The organism is Streptomyces canus, from assembly GCF_001514145.1.
In the GTDB taxonomy this organism is placed as follows: Bacteria; Actinomycetota; Actinomycetes; order Streptomycetales; family Streptomycetaceae; genus Streptomyces; species Streptomyces canus.
Genome location: NZ_KQ948672.1, coordinates 131,946 through 147,435 on the forward strand (window position 1 = coordinate 131,946; position 15,490 = coordinate 147,435).

At 67.0% G+C, this 15,490-nt stretch carries 10 protein-coding genes; 9 read left to right on the plus strand and 1 reads right to left on the minus strand.

Features of this window, described 5'->3' with window-relative positions:
- Positions 1-88 precede the first annotated feature (88 nt).
- Both AQJ46_RS40075 and AQJ46_RS40080 read left to right on the plus strand, forming a co-directional pair.
- Positions 89-973: an alpha/beta hydrolase family protein gene (locus tag AQJ46_RS40075; RefSeq protein ID WP_059210254.1), complete on the plus strand. Its 885-nt coding sequence runs from the start codon at positions 89-91 to the stop codon at positions 971-973.
- Positions 974-1,283: 310 nt separating this feature from the next.
- Positions 1,284-2,522: a glycoside hydrolase family 5 protein gene (locus tag AQJ46_RS40080; RefSeq protein ID WP_059210255.1), complete on the plus strand. Its 1,239-nt coding sequence runs from the start codon at positions 1,284-1,286 to the stop codon at positions 2,520-2,522.
- A 923-nt stretch (positions 2,523-3,445) separates the two neighbouring features.
- On the opposite strand, the gene AQJ46_RS40085 is transcribed toward AQJ46_RS40080, so the two are convergent.
- Entirely contained in the window at positions 3,446-5,350 is a 1,905-nt protein-coding gene (locus AQJ46_RS40085) for a rhamnogalacturonan lyase (RefSeq protein WP_059210256.1), read from the minus strand.
- Between the two features lie 678 nt (positions 5,351-6,028).
- Between AQJ46_RS40085 and AQJ46_RS40090 the strand changes: the two genes are divergently transcribed.
- The 7 genes from AQJ46_RS40090 (at position 6,029) to AQJ46_RS40115 (ending at position 15,364) form a co-directional block, all read left to right on the plus strand.
- A complete protein-coding gene (locus AQJ46_RS40090; RefSeq protein ID WP_059210257.1) occupies positions 6,029-7,087 on the plus strand; it encodes a glycosyl hydrolase 53 family protein in 1,059 nt (352 codons plus the stop codon).
- Between the two features lie 69 nt (positions 7,088-7,156).
- The gene (locus AQJ46_RS40095; protein ID WP_059210346.1) at positions 7,157-8,227 is read left to right on the plus strand and encodes a rhamnogalacturonan acetylesterase; all 1,071 of its coding nucleotides are present in this window, start codon (positions 7,157-7,159) and stop codon (positions 8,225-8,227) included.
- Positions 8,228-8,261: 34 nt separating this feature from the next.
- Entirely contained in the window at positions 8,262-9,131 is an 870-nt protein-coding gene (locus tag AQJ46_RS40100) for an SGNH/GDSL hydrolase family protein (RefSeq protein WP_059210258.1), read from the plus strand.
- A gap of 489 nt (positions 9,132-9,620) precedes the next feature.
- Entirely contained in the window at positions 9,621-9,752 is a 132-nt protein-coding gene (locus AQJ46_RS58555; protein WP_263972894.1) for a hypothetical protein, read from the plus strand.
- A 64-nt stretch (positions 9,753-9,816) separates the two neighbouring features.
- A complete protein-coding gene (locus AQJ46_RS40105) occupies positions 9,817-11,166 on the plus strand; it encodes a right-handed parallel beta-helix repeat-containing protein (protein WP_107117414.1) in 1,350 nt (449 codons plus the stop codon).
- 4 nt (positions 11,167-11,170) lie between these two features.
- The gene (locus AQJ46_RS59160) at positions 11,171-13,354 is read left to right on the plus strand and encodes a family 43 glycosylhydrolase (protein ID WP_404828517.1); all 2,184 of its coding nucleotides are present in this window, start codon (positions 11,171-11,173) and stop codon (positions 13,352-13,354) included.
- Between the two features lie 90 nt (positions 13,355-13,444).
- Positions 13,445-15,364 (plus strand): glycosyl hydrolase 53 family protein, encoded by a 1,920-nt coding sequence (locus tag AQJ46_RS40115; protein ID WP_059210260.1) that lies wholly within the window; start codon positions 13,445-13,447, stop codon positions 15,362-15,364.
- Positions 15,365-15,490: the final 126 nt, after the last annotated feature.

Sequence of the window (15,490 nt, forward strand, 5' to 3'; positions counted from 1 at the left end):
CGGTCAGTGCGACCGCGCCGGCATCACTGATGCCTCTTCCCGGCACCTGACCGAGCAGCGCTCCGCACCCCCCACACCAGGAGTCTTCATGACCATGCAACGGCGTAGTTTCCTGACCCTGAGCGCAGCCGGAGCCGCGGGCGCAGGCCTGTCCCTGCTCGGCACAGGGCAAGCAGGTGCCGTCGCAAGCGCCGGAGCTCCGACCCAGCGGTTCGCGGTCGGCGTGCGGCCATATGCCTGGAGCCGCGGCAGCCGCCGGTGGACCACCTACGTCTACTACCCCGCCACCGGCACTCCCGGTGGCTCCCCGGTCACCAACGCACCCGTCGCCCAAGGCGTCTTCCCGGTCTGCGAGTTCATGCACGGCTTCAGCAGCAGCCCGCAGAATTCCCTGGCGATCATCCGCCCTCTGGCCGAGGCCGGCTTCGTGGTCCCCGCCCCCCACTTCGCCAACCTCAGTGGCCAGGACGTCTACAACGGCAACCAGTCCAAGGACGTTTCCGAGGTCATCACCCGGACCCTCGCCCTGAACACGGCCGGAGACCCGCTGGCCGGCCACCTCAACACCGCGGTCGGAGTCGGTGTCTCCGGCCACTCGATGGGCGGCATGACCACCCACGGCCTGCTCACGGCCTGGCCGGACGCGCGGATCACCGCAGCGATCCCCATGTCCTGTGTGGACATGGGCAACCCGAGCCCGTCGGTCCGCGCCAAGGTCCTGTTCACGCACGGCGACCGGGACGGAACGTGCCCGATCTCCTCCGCCCGTCAGGCGTACCGGGAACTGCCCGCGGCCAAGGCGTTCCTCACCTTCCGCGGCGCCGGCCACAGCAACTACTTCGGCGACTCCCGCACCGTCAACACCTTCGTGGACTGGATGCGGTGGAGTCTGTACGGCGACACCGCGGCCCGCGGCCGCCTTCGCTCCGACGCCACCTCCGGCACGACCACGTGGGAATCCGCCCTGAGCTGAGAAGCAACGACGCACGGCCCCCCGGGACGCGCATGCCGTGAGCAGCCCACCCGGGCCGACCGGATGGCCTGACCGTCCGCGGACGCGCACCAGTGGGAGGCCGGGGCTTCGTCACAGCACGAGCGCTTCGCTGCACCGAACCACTTGCCGGAAGCCTGCGCGTCAGCCGCAGCGCCCACGAACTGCGCACGTTGACCCGGGCCCCAGAAAACACACCCCCGAGAAGCCGGGCGGCTCAGGCCGCTCCCGCTCGGTCAGAAAGGTCCACTTGAGGGTTCGACACCCTCAAGACTGCAAGAGAGGAAAGCCCATGGCTTCACCAGCAGGGAAGATCAGAGTCGTTCTCCTTGCCGTCCTGTTGGCGGTTGCCGCAGCTGTGTACGGCACGGCCCATCAGGCGTCGGCCGATACCGTGGCACAGTCGAGCGCTTCGCAGATCGTGGCCGACATGGGCGCGGGATGGAATCTGGGGAACCAACTCGAAGCCACCACCAACGGATACCCCAGCGAAACGGCATGGGGCCAGCCGACCGTGACGCAGGCCCTCATCGACAAGGTGAGAGCGGCAGGGTTCAAGACGATCCGGATCCCGGTCTCCTACCTGGGATACATAGGACCCGGCCCGAACTACACCATCAACGCCGCCTGGCTGAACAGGGTCCAGGAGGTCGTCAACTACGCCTACAACAGGGGCCTGCATGTGATGATCAACATGCACGGCGACGGCTACAAGAACGTCAGCGGTTCCTGGTTGATCTGCGATTCGTCCTCCCAGACGACGATCAAGGCCAAGTACGAGAAGGCCTGGCAGCAGATCGCGAACAGGTTCAAGAACTACGACCAGCGCCTGATCCTCGAGTCCATGAACGAGGAGTTCGACGGGCAGTACGGCCGTCCGACCCAACCGTGCTACTCGAACATCAACAGTTACAACCAGATCTTCGTGGACACCGTACGGAAAACGGGCGGAAACAACAGTTCGAGGTGGCTGCTCGTGGCCGGCTGGAACACGAACATCGACTACACCGCGGGGAATTACGGCTTCAGGCTTCCGTCCGACCAGTATCGCTCTCCCTCCATTCCCGCCAGTGAACGGAGGATCATGATCTCCGTCCACCACTACGCTCCGTGGGACTTCGCCGGAGAGGAAAGCGGCACCATCACGCAGTGGGGACGAGCGGCGACCAATCCATCGCGGAAGTCGACCTGGGGACAGGAAGACTACCTGGACGCCCAACTCAAGATGATGCACGACGTGTTCGTCGCGAAGGGATATCCGGTGGTCGTCGGCGAATACGGAGCGATCGACAAGTCGTCGTTCGATTCTTCGAACAACAGGTATCGTGCGGACTTCGCACGGGCCGTTGCGGCCACCGCCAAGAAGTACGGGGCGTCCAGCATCTACTGGGACAACGGTGCAACCGGCCGGTACGGGTTCGGGCTGTTCGACAGGCGCTCCCTCGCGGTGACCCAGCAAGGCATCATCAACGGCATCATGAGCGGCGTCAACAGCAGCGTTGTCGGCTCCGCCCTTCCGGCCGGCATGTAGCAGGGACCCGAGTCTCGGCGACGGGTGCTACCTCCGCATCCTCGTGGGCGCGCAGTTGGGCCGGATGGCGATGCCGCCTGGTCTGCGACCTGGTCAACTGCGCGCCCACCAGCCGGACAAGCCGCGCTGCTCCGCGTCTGGGAGCACGTTCGGCAATCGGAGGACTGCGATGCCTTCCCATGCAGCGACCGCAGTGCGCCTGGCCAAGGAGGAACGGGGCCATCTGATCCGGCCGGCCCAGCCCGATACCGGAACTGCACACCGCGGTGGCGCACCTGCCGCAGCTGCTTCAGCCCGCTACCCAGCACCGCCGCGGCACGCTCGGCGTGCCCGCGTTCTTCGTCAGCCGGCGCCTGGACATCCTCGGGTGGAACCGGCTCACCACCATTGTCTTCGGGGACTGAGCCCGACTGCGGCCCGGGGAGCGGAACGTGGCCCGGTAGATCTTCCTCTCGCAGGAGGCGTGCGATCGATACGCCGAACCGGGCCGGATGGCTGCGACAGTCACCGGCGTTCTGCGGGTGAGTGTCGGCAGGAGCCCGACGACGTGCAACTCTCTTCGCTAGTTAGCGAGGCCGTTGACGTGCGAAGAATTTCGCCGGTTGCGGGCACGGCATGAGGTGAGCTGCGCGGGATGGTCGGTGAGGTCTCGGGCAAGCGACTGAACCCCTCTCACGCAGAACCGGGATCCCGGTCGGAGGAGGTCTTGCGGATGCCGGTTGGTCAGAGATAGAGCCCTGGGACTGAGACGTGTTTACGGCCAGGTGACTACGCTCCGCGCCGCCCGCTCCAAGAACACCATCAGCGTGGCGCGTGCACCACTGCCAGTGCTGCGTTACCCGTGCCAGGTTCCACTCGTTCGACGAACACCAGATCCCTGATGCTTGAACTCGCTCAAGCATCAGGGAAGTCGGCTGTCCAGCTCAGAGGCTGTTCGGCAGCGCGACGGTGGGGCGAGGTGGCGTGGGCATGTTGCCGCCGATGAAGAAGCTGGGGTGTGGGGGCTGGTTGTAGGCGGTGTTCTGCCAGGCCAGGGCCGTTCGGTACTGGGTGTCGTGGAGGAGGGTCGTGATTCGCGTATTGGTCTGGTGGGGCGTGGAGTAGATCCGCAGGGCCGTGTTGTTGGACGTCGGCCAGATGACCTCCTCGCGCCAGTCGCCGAGGATGTCGCCGGACAAGGACGGCGTCGACTTGGTGCCGTTGTTGGAGTGGACCCCGGAGCCGGTGAGCAAGCGGGTGTCGCCGGAGGTGCCGTACTTGTCGATGTGGGTGCCGTCGAGGAGTTCGCGGGTGGTGTCGCCGTCCCACCACGCCAGGAAGTTGCTGGACCCGGGCTTGCGACTGGCGACCACCGTGCCCTTGGGGTTGCGGACGCCGCTCACGAGCGACGACCACGACTCGGCGCCCGCGCTGCCGGACCAGATGTCACCGGACACGCCCCGGCCGTTGTCACCGCCGGCCGGGGTGGACCAGAGGATCTGGCCGGTCCTCGCGTCCGCCATCCAGGAGGAGGGCTTGGAGCTGTCCTCGTCGACCTTGAACTCCTCCAGACCCGGACGGGACGGGTCGAGGTCGCCTACGTGCATCGCGTCCCCGTGGCCGTTCCGTGTCGTCCACAGTCCGTTGCCGTTGTCGTCGACGGCCATAGCGCCGTAGACGACCTCGTCCTTGCCGTCTCCGTCCACGTCCGCGACTGACAGCTGGTGGTTGCCCTGGCCGGCGTAGCCGCTGTTGGCATTGGAGTCGAAGGTCCACCGGCGGGTGAACTGCCCGTTCCGCCAGTCCCAGGCAGCGATCACGGTGCGGGTGTAGTAACCGCGGGCCATGATCAGGGAGGGACGGGCGCCGTCCAGGTACGCCGTTCCAGCGAGGAAGCGGTCGACGCGGTTGCCGTACGAGTCGCCCCAGGACGACACCGTGCCTCGGGCTGGGACGTAGTCGACGGACTGCATCGCCTTGCCGGTCTGCCCGTTGAACATCGTCAGGTACTCGGGGCCGGACAGCACGTAGCCCGAGGAGTTGCGGTGATCGGCCGAGGAACTGCCTATGACCGCGCCGGTGCCGTCCTTCGTGCCGTCGGCGGTCTTCATGGCGACTTCGGCCTTGCCGTCGCTGTCGTAGTCGTACACCTGGAACTGGGTGTAGTGCGCGCCGGAGCGGATGTTGCGGCCCAGGTCGATACGCCACAGCCGGGTCCCGTCGAGCTTGATGCCGTCGACGACCGTGTTGCCGTTGTACCCGGACTGGGAGTTGTCCTTGGCGTTCGTCGGCTGCCACTTCAGAACGATGTCCAGGGCGCCGTCGCCGTCGAGGTCGCCGACGGAGGCGTCGTTGGCCTCGTAGGTGTACGGCGAGTTGCCCGGTGAAGTGCCCCCGGGCGGCGGGGATATCGGCACGTCCTTGTACCCGGTGCGGAACTGAAGGGCTTGTTCGGACGGCGCCTGCTCGATGCCGTTCACCACCGCGCGCACCGTGTAGTCGGCCGAGTCCGGGGCGCCGGCGTCCAGGTAGTTCGTCGAGCTGTTCAGGGGCGCGGAGTTGAGCCTGGTGGCACCACGGTAGACGTTGAAGGCCACGTCGTTGGGGTCAGTGGCCAGCCACCGCCACGACACCAGGTTCCCGCTGCCGGTGTGGACGCTGGTCAGGCCCCGATCCAGGCGTTCCGCCTGCCGCGCGGTGGCGGCGTGCGCGCCCTGCGGCACTCCGGTGAGTGCGGAGAGGGCCAGTGTGGTCGCGGCCGTCAGGCCGCGGAACAGCCGCTTGCTCGTACGGCGTTGGCATCGCCTCGGGGGCGATGCCGTGCGCGGATGCCGGTGCGGATCGGTCACGATGACCTCCGATGTGTGGGGGGGTGATGTGAAGACACGGAGAGGGCGGCCTGACCCATCGTGGGAACGCTCCCATTCGCTGCGAGGGTAGGAATCCGCTGATAGCCCGTCAAGCATTCTGTGGGCTTTCCCTGTTCGAGTGTGTTCGAGTGCGAGCCGACGAGACGCCCGTACGCAGCCTCTTCCCCGTCGCCGCATTCCTTCTGAAAGGGCACTTGAACTGGGATGACTCCAACCGGTTCAGACGGCCCACAGCCGAGGCACGGCAAGCACCCGCCCACAGGATCGCACCGCTTCTTCCATTGGATCGGTGAGCAATGGTTGACAGCTTCGTGCCCGATCGAGAAGCTGCGTGATGCACCTCCGGTTCATTGTGATGCGATTGCGCACTTTCGTCGCCACACCTCTGTGATCGCTCACAGCTCCGACCTCGAGGAGCGTCCCTGGCATGCCAAGGCCGCCCCCTCCGACACGTGCCACTCGCAACAGTCCTGCCTCAGTTGTCGCCGCACCGAGGGAGGCAGCATCGGCTGGATCGCACGCGCTACACCAACTCCTTGAGCCTGAGCGCCAGTTGCCCCCATCACCCGCCGCGCTCCGGGAAGTCTCCTTCTCACTGATCAGCTCTCCGCCGACCGCGACGTCTCACCCACGGCCGGCGGAAGGAAAGGACCCACCATGTCCCCGCACCCCCCCACACCAGCTGCCGGGCGCATCAGCCGGCGAACCCTGTTCAGGGCCACCACCGCGACCGCCGGGGCACTTGTCACGGCCGCCGCGTTCGCTGAACTCGAGACGCCTGCCGAGGCCGCCGCGAGCTTCGTCAAGGGCGTCGACATCAGCTGGGCACCTCAGATGGAGGCTCGCGGCTACTCCTGGAAGAACGCGAGCGGGCAGACCCAGGACCTGCTGACGATCCTCAAGGGCTACGGCATCACCGCCGTACGCCTGCGTACCTTCGTCAACCCGTCCAACGACCCGGCCAACGGGCACTGCGGCATCAACGAGGTCGCCGCCTTCGCCAAGCGGGTCAAGGCCGCCGGCATGTCGATCATGCTCGACTACATGTTCGGCGACACCTGGAACTCCGTCGGCGTGCAGAACCCGCCCGCGGCCTGGCGGAACATGAGCTACAGCCAGATGCGCACCGCGATGGGCACGTACGTGAACCAGACCATGACGGTCATGAGGAGCAACGACGTGCTCCCCACCTGGGTCCAGATCGGCAACGAGATCAACAGCGGGATCTGCCGCCCCGTCGGCAGCGTCTCCAATGGGGCGCAGATGACCGGACTGCTCAACGCCGCATACGACCAGGTCAAGGCGGTGTCGCCGAACTCTACGGTGTGCATCCACCTGGCCCAGCCGCAGAAGTACGACGTGATGACGACGTTCTTCAGCCGCTTCGCGGCGAGCGGTGGCAAGTGGGACATGTCGGTGTTCTCGTCCTACGGCAGTGCCGACCTCGCCCCCGGGATCGTGGCGAACATGAAGAAGATCTCCGCCGCCTACGGCAAACCGTTCCTGCAGAGCGAGTTCGGTGGCCGGGTGGACCGGGTCTCCGCCACCCAGGCCTCGCTGGTCGCCTACATCAAGGCCCTCAAGGCCAACGGCGGGCAGGGCATCTTCTACTGGGAGCCGGAGTGCATGTCCCCGTTCACCGGCTACAACATGGGCGCCTGGGACTCCTCCAGCAAACGGCCCACAGCGATCATGAACGGCTTCACCCAGGCGTGAGCAACGGGCCATGGACCTCAACCCGGGCAACTCTCCGGTCAAGGATGGGGATTGGTGATTGTAATGGGCATGACATCAGGTCTCGAAAGGCACGGGGTCAAGCTGGGAGTGGCGGGTCTGCTGACTCTTGCGACGCTGGTCGGCACCGGTGCGCCGCACGCCGAAGCGGCCACGCGGGCGCTGCCGGCCGGTTGCTCCGGCACTGCGCCGATCAAGTGTCACTACGCGGTCTCACCCGGCAACTACGACGTGACGGTCTCCATCGGCGGTGCCACTGCCGCCGAGACCGACATGTGGGTGGAGGCCCGGCGCCTGATGCTTCCGGCGACGAAAACGGCGGCCGGTGCCAACGCCACGTACTCGTTCACGGTCAACGTACGGCAGCCGGAAGGGCAGCCGACCGGCCAGGGCGGCACCGGAAACCCCGGGCTGGACATCCGGTTCGCGGGCACCAACCCGCAGGTGTCGGCCGTCTCCGTGAAACCGGCGACCCAGCCGCTTGTCGCCTACCTCGCCGGTGACTCGACCGTGTGCGACCAGCCCGCGGCCCCGTACACGGGATGGGGCCAGATGATCACGCCGGCGGTGGGGCCAGGAGCGTCGGTCGCCAACTACGCGGACTCGGGGGAGAGTTCGGGCAGCTTTCTGAGGAACTCGGCGCTCCTCCCAGCGCTGTTGTCGAAGGTCAAGGCAAACGACGCGGTGTTCATCCAGTTCGGCCACAACGACAAGCAGACCAGCGCGTCGGCCTTCCGGAGCAACCTCACCTCCATGATCACGCAGGTCCGTGCGAAGGGCGGCGTCCCGGTCCTGGTGACCCCGCCGGTCCGCCGGCTGTTCGACGGCAGCCGGCTCACGTCAACAGCCCTGCACGTCAACGGCGTCGGCGTGAACCTGCCCGCCGAGATGCGCTCGGTCGGGACGGCCCAGAGGGTTCCGGTGATCGATCTGACCACCAAGAGCAAGACGCTGGTCGAGTCCCTCGGCCCGTCCGCCTCCGCGCAGCTCTTCCTGCGCTCGTCCGTCGACGGTGTCACCGACAACACCCACTTCTCGCAGTACGGCGCGAGCCAGATGGGCGGGCTGGTGCTCCAGAGCATCCGCGAGCAGCGCCTGCCCCTGGCCGCCTACCTGCGCTGACCGCCGCCCGGCGCCAGTCCCAAGGAGGGACCCGTTGAGGAACTTACGGATTCTCATCACGACCGCGCTCGTGATCGCCTTGTCGATCCTCTGTGTCAACGCCGCATCCGCGGCGGGCCGCGTCACCACGAACTGCACCAGTGCCTCCGGCACCCAGACCTCGGCCACACGGGCGGTCGCCGCGCCGGTCACCGTGTGGCTGGCCGGCGACTCCACCATGGCCAACCCGAGTTCCGGCCGTTGTCCGGTCGGCTGGGGCAGCCAGTTCGACGCCCTGTTCAACAGTGACGTGACCGTCAAGAACCAGGCCGTGGGAGGCCGGAGCATCCAGACCTGGCTGTACGAGGGGAACGTGAGCAGCACCAAGGGCTCGGACGGCGAGTGCCGCCTCACCTCCACCTCGTACTCGTCCCGCTGGCAGGCGATGCTGAACTCGAGCACCGGAATGAAGGCGGGCGACTACCTGTTCATCCAGTTCGGCATCAACGACTCCTCCTCGACCTGCCCCCGGCACGTCGGCCCGGCCAGGTACCAACAGCTGATGACCATGATGGCGCAGGCCGCCCTGGCCCGGGGCGCACACCCGGTGCTGCTCACCCCGGTGGCCGCCATCACCTGCTCCGGCGGCACAGCGACCAAGAACCGCGGCTTCGTCGCCGAGACCTTCGCCGCCGGATCCGCCACCAGGGCCCCCGTCATCGACCTGCAGACGCTCAGTGTCTCGCTCTACAACAGCCTGCGCTTCTGCCCGAACAACGGCGACTACGGAGGCAGCGGTCCCCTGGGCACCTTCTTCTGCAACGACCACACCCACTTCGACACCTACGGCGCCCAGCGGATCGCAGGGCTCGTCGCCGGTGACGTGCGCCGCCAGAACCTCCCGCTCGCCGCGTATCTCAGGTAGCACGCGGCGGTGGGCGCGAACCGGACCGGTCGGTTCGCGGGTGCCCTCAATGACAGCGGTGCCGCAGACCGAGGTCGCAGTCGTCCCTACCTGACGGTGGCGTGCGGAAGCGGCTTGGCTCCGACCGGGCCGCGGCGTGCGACGAAGGCGGGCCCGGACTCTGGTACGACGGGTGAGGCAATCCCCGCATCAGCCTGCGGAAATCCCAGGAGCGCGCGGTGATCTGCCCCAACATCCGCCACGTCTGGAGCATCCAACTGAGCCGGTTGGGCAGCAAGTTCATGGCCGGGGACGGCCAATACGTTGCCAAAAGCCGCCGACTGGTCGGCCACCCGCCACGTGCCCTCGGTCTTCGGCGCGACCAACTCCCTGAAGGCAACGCCACATCGCGCCGATTCCGCCCGGCTGAGCGGACGCTGATGATCACTCCGTACATGTCGGGAGCCCTCCGGGGCGCCGGCCGACAGGACGGTCCGAGCCCTCGTGTCAGTGATCCCACTGGTCGGGGTCTTCCTGATCGACTCGCGCCGCCTCATCGCCAACGTGGCCGCCGGCGCCATGAAGTTCTTGAAAGACACGCGCCTGGTCCCGCGCTTCGAAAACAGCTTTCGCCTGCGCTGAGTACTCCAGGCAGGCACGAGCCCCACTGCCGCACGGGACGACATCTGACTCGGGAGATGACACTGTGAGAACCGCGAAGTTCGGCACCCCTGCCCTCCTGCTCTCGCTGGTCACGGCGAGTTCCGTCGCCATGATCCCCGGCTCGGCGTCCGCGAGCGCCGCGGCGGCCGGAAACACCTACTACGTCGCCCCGAACGGAAACGACGGAGCAGCAGGTACGCAGGCCGCTCCGTGGGCATCGATCGCCCGTGCACAGGCCGTCGCCACGGCGGGCGACACGGTCTACTTCCGGGGCGGCACCTACGCCTACACCCGCGCGAACAGCGCCTGTTCGAGCCAGACCGCCAAGGTCGACGCGATCACTCTCAACAAGAGCGGCAGCTCGGGCATCCCGATCCGGTACTGGGCCCAGCCGGGCGAGAAACCGGTCTTCGACTTCTCGCGGATGACGGATAACTGCCGCATCAAGGGCTTCGACGTCACCGGCAGCTGGATCCACCTCAAAGGACTGGAGGTCAAGGGCGTTCCCCAGAACAACAACCGCAACGCCGAGTCCTGGGGGATCTGGGTCTCCGGCAGCAACGACGTCTTCGATCAGATCAACACCCACCACCACATGGGTACCGGCCTGTTCATCAGCGGCGGGGGCGGCAACCTCGTCCTCAACTCGGACGCGCATGACAACTACGACCCGCGCAGCGTCGACGGGCCCGGCGAGAACGCCGACGGACTCGGTTCGCACTACACGCCGGCCGGCCGCCCCACGAATGTGTTCCGGGGTTGCCGATCGTGGTGGAACGCCGATGACGGTTTCGACCTCATCTCCACCTACTCTCCCGTGCTCATCGAGAACTCGTGGGCCTGGCGCAACGGGTACGTTCCGGGGACGACGACGCCCTCCGGCAACGGAGCCGGCTTCAAGTCCGGTGGCTACGGGGGCGACTACGAGGCCAACGCGCCGAAGCACACCGTCCGTTCCTCGGTGGCGTTCCTCAACAAGGCGGCCGGCTTCTACGCCAACCACCACCCGGTGGCCAACGACTTCTTCAACAACACCGGCTACGGAAACCACCCCAACTTCAACATGCTGGGAATCGACTCGCGCGGCGCCGCCGTCGGCCGGGGCACCCTGCGCAACAACGTCGCCTACACGGGAACGGCGACGTCGAACATGAGCGGCACGAACGCCGCGTACAACTCCTGGAACCTCGGCGTTCCCCTGTCGGACTCCCAGTTCCGCAGTGTGTCGACGTCCGGCTGGGACGCGCCCCGCCAGAGCGACGGGGCCCTGCCCGTGCTGCCCCACCTCCGTCTCGCGGCGAACAGTGCCCTGATCGACAAGGGCGCCGACGTGGGACTGCCCTTCAGCGGAAGTGCGCCGGATCTCGGCGCCTTTGAGAACGACGGAAGGTGACCCCGTGAAGCAGAGATCGCATGTCGTCTCGAAGTACTGGAAGTTGGCTGCCGCCGCGCTGTTGTCCGTGGCGTTATCGGCACCACTCTCGGCGAGCACCGCCGCGGCGGAGACACCCGCGCCGCAGAGACAGGCAACGGAGCTCCAGGACCAGGGGGCGGCTGCTGGACCGGTGGTGGATCGCGGCCTCGAGTACCTGGTGTCCGACTACCAGACGCGCACTCCGACGAAGTACACGGCTGACTCCTGGAAGCCCTTCGCCAAGGCGTTGACCGCCGCGGCCGAGGTCGCCGGCGACACTTCGGCCACCACGTCGGACGTCGCCGACGCGAAGACGGCGCTGATGACCGCCGCCGCCGATCTGAAGGCCGCTGACGAAGGCACGTTCCAGACCATCACGAACAACACCTTCTGGAACGACACCAGCGGCAACCCCATCTATTCGCAGGGCGGCGGGGTCTTCAAGTTCGGTGACACCTACTACTGGTACGGCGTGCACTACACCGGCGCCGAGCTCTACCGCGCCAATCCGACGACTAAGTACGACGGGAACGTCAGCTTCGTCTCGATCCCCGTGTACTCGTCCAAGGACCTGGTGAACTGGAAGTTCGAGAACAACGTCGCGACGCGCTCGACCCGGATCCAGAACGGCGCCACCCTCGGGCAGGCAGGATGGGTCGGGCGGCTCGGGGTCTCGTACAACGAGAACACCGGAAAGTACGTGCTCGCCACCCAGGCCTACGTCGGAGGCGGGCACGGGGTCCTGTTCCTCCAGGGTGACTCCCCCACCGACGCCTTCGACTACGGCTACTTCCAGACCCAGATCACCAACTCGCCCACGACCGGCACCGGCGATCAGACCGTCTTCACCGACGACGACGGCAAGGACTACCTGATCTTCTCCAACCGGGAAGGCCGCGGTCGCGCCTTCGTCAGCAAGCTCAGGGAGTCCGACTCACTGCGGGCGGAGCCCGGCGTGCAGATCGGCCAGAACTCCTCCGGCCGCGAGGGCAACGCCATGTTCAAACTCGACGGCAAGTACTACCACGCGGCGTCGGACCTGCACGGCTGGAACAGTTCGGTGGCGCACGTCCTGGAGTCGACCAGCGGCAACATCCAGGGTTCCTACACCGGCGAGTACACGCTTCCCGGCACCGAGATGGACTACAGCCACGTGACCCAGACCGGGTTCTTCGTGACGGTCAAGGGCACCAAGCAGAACACAGTGATCTTCGCCGGCGACCGCTGGGCCGACTTCGCCTGGAACGGCATCGGGTACAACCAGTGGATGCCGGTGACCAAGACCGGCGCGAGGCCACAGTTCCACTCGGTGAGCCAGTGGCAGTTCAACGCCACGACCGGGGAGTGGCGCGTCGGACCGGCGAACAACTACATCCTCAACCCCGACATCCAGGCCGACCGCGTCATCGTCTCCAGCGTTCGGGGATGGCGGAACCTCAGCGGTTCGGTGACCAACGTCAACGGTGGTGCGAACGGGTCCCGCTTCGCCCTCCAGGTGAGCAACAGCGGCGGCGTCGAGCAGCGGATCGAGTCGGTGCCCGCAGGCACCTACACCCTGTCCCTGCACGCTCGGGGCAGCGCCGGGCAGGTCGTGATCACCGGCGCCGACGGCAGCCAACGCACCCTCGGCATACCGTCGTCGAGCGGCTGGGCCAAGCGCGAGCTCACCGGCATCGAGCTGCCCGGCGGGGCCGCCACCGTCACCGTGCGGGCGTCGGGTTCGGGCGGCGTCACCGTCGACCAGCTCTCACTCGTCAAGACCTCGGCCGGCACACCAGCACCTCCGGGGCGTTACGAGGCAGAGACCGCTCCGGCGCAGTGCCAGGGCACGATCGACTCGAACCAAGCGGGCTATTCCGGTAGCGGGTTCTGCAACGGCAATGCCACCGCGGGGGCCTTCGCGGAGTTCACCGTGCACTCCGAGACCGCCCGTACGGCGACGCTGGGGATCCGGTTCGCCAACGGCGCCACCAGCGGTGCGAGGCCGGCGAACCTGGTCGTCAACGGATCCACGGTGGGGACGGTGTCGTTCGAGTCCACCGGTGCGTGGACGACGTGGACGACCAAGACCGTGACCGTCTCGCTGAACGCCGGCAGCAACACCATCCGGTGGGATCCGACCACGGCAGCCGGACTGCCCAACGTCGACTACCTCGATGTCGGCTGACTGACATTCCGTGCTCTGCCGGCCTTTGCGACCGGCAGAGCGTACGGAACAGCCCATGCCGCCCGTACGTGACATCGTCAGGAGAAGGACATGAGCAGAACGCGTCTCCCCCGCGCCATCGCGGTCACGACAACGTTGGTCACCATGGTGTCCGCGAATCTACTCATGGTGCCCGAGCCGGCCCACGCGACCTTCGGAACCGCGGACATCAAGCCGATCGAAAGCAATATCGCCGCCAAGCCCTGGGCCTCGGCGACGGCCGCCACCGCCTCGTCCCACGCCCGTCTGGCCATCGACGGCGACCCGGCGACGTCCTGGCACCCGGATCGTGCCGGCGCCCGTCAGTGGCTCACCGCCGACCTCGGTGGAACCTACGACAACCTGCGCAAGGTCAAGGTGCTCTTCCCGGACCGTGGCGTGGCCCACCAGTACGTCATCGAGGCCTCATCCGACGGTCGCCGGTGGAACACCATCGCCGACAGGTCCCACAACCGAGCCGTGTCGCGAGGGGAAGTGCACCTGTTCACACGGCCGGGAACGCGCTTCGTCCGGCTGACGTTCACAGGTGGCCCTGCCCGGGCCCGGGCAGGTGTCAGCGAGCTCCAGGTCTTCAACTACCTGCGCGACGACCTCACCCTCGGCGCCGATCTGTCCTGGATGGACGACGTCCAGGACCAGCAGTACTGGGTCGACCCCCTCGCCGAGAACCGCGGCGCCGGGCCACACCTGCTCGACGTGGCCAAGGACCGTGGCATCGCGTACAGCCGGCTGCGGATATTCAACGAGCCGCGCAGCGAGAGCACCGGCCAACCGACGCCGGTACCGCGCCAGGGCCCGGAGCGCTCGCTGGCCTCAGCGAAGTGGATCAAGCAGCGGGGCATGGGCCTGGGGATCGACTTCCACTACGCGGACTCGTGGGCGGACCCGAGCAAGCAACCGAAACCACGCGCCTGGGCCGAGCTGAAGTTCGCGGACCTGTCCCGGACGGTGTACGACTTCACCACCGACTATCTGAAGCGGTTGATCCGGCAGGGCACCACGCCGGAGAAGGTGGCCGTCGGCAACGAGATCATCAATGGCTTCATGTACGGCAGCGAGGCGGCCCGCATCGGCACGACGAATCCGCCGTACTTCGTCGACCAGGCCGACATCTACCAGTCCCAGCCCGGTGGTGGCCTGCTGTGGAAGTACTGGCGGTCGACCGACCCGGTGGAGCGGCAGCTCTACGACCAGTCGTGGGACCGGTTCACCACCCTGGCCGCGGCCGGGATCAAGGCCGTCCGAGACGCGTCACCGACTTCCAAGGTCGAGATACACGTGATCGTCGACAAGGACAAGCTCGCCAAAACCATGGAGTTCTGGCACCAGTTCCTCACCCGGGTGAAGGCGAAGGGGCAGAACCCCGACGTGCTGGCCGTCTCGTACTACCCGGAATGGCACGGCACGCCCGAGGCGCTGGATCTCAACCTCAACACCATGGCCACCACCTACCCCGACTACGAAATCGACATCGCAGAAACCGCCTACCCCGCGTCGGGCGGCGACGGCTCGCCGTTGCCCAACTCGCCGTACCCGCGGACCGTTCAGGGACAGGCGGACGCGATCCGGAGGGTGTTCCAGGCCGCCAACGACGTGGTCGACAACCGAGGTTCAGAGGCACTGGTGTGGGAGCCGGCCGGTTACCAGCCGATGTTCCGGGCCGTGCCCGGACTGGCGAACACGTGGGAGCCGCACGCGTCCATCAACGTCTTCAACGCCAGCCGCGCCAAGCACATCCTCCAGGACACCGTCCACACCTCCACCGTGGTGGGAGCCGCCCCGAAGCTGCCCTCCTCCGTCCGCATGCTCACCACCGCCAACAACAAGATCACCAATGTCCCCGTCCGCTGGCAGCCGTTGCCACCCGGCGCGATCGACAGGCCCGGTGAGGTGACAGTCACCGGGACGACCGCCGCAGGACCGGTCACGGCAGTCATCGACGTCATGCCCAGCAGAGCGAACACGACGTGACCACCTCATAGCCTGCTTCACCGAAGTCACACCGCCGGGACGACGACGGCACCGGCGCATCATCAGCGCTTCACAGCAGTGCTTCGCTCACCCGGTGGCAGTTGCGCCGTGCGCACCGTCGACCTG

Bases quoted from the DNA above. Each gene is read 5' to 3' on its own strand.
- AQJ46_RS40075 (WP_059210254.1), top strand. From the start codon at position 89: ATGACCATGCAACGGCGTAGTTTCCTGACCCTGAGCGCAGCCGGAGCC.
- AQJ46_RS40080 (WP_059210255.1), top strand. From the start codon at position 1,284: ATGGCTTCACCAGCAGGGAAGATCAGAGTCGTTCTCCTTGCCGTCCTG.
- AQJ46_RS40090 (WP_059210257.1), top strand. From the start codon at position 6,029: ATGTCCCCGCACCCCCCCACACCAGCTGCCGGGCGCATCAGCCGGCGA.
- AQJ46_RS40095 (WP_059210346.1), top strand. From the start codon at position 7,157: ATGACATCAGGTCTCGAAAGGCACGGGGTCAAGCTGGGAGTGGCGGGT.
- AQJ46_RS40115 (WP_059210260.1), top strand. From the start codon at position 13,445: ATGAGCAGAACGCGTCTCCCCCGCGCCATCGCGGTCACGACAACGTTG.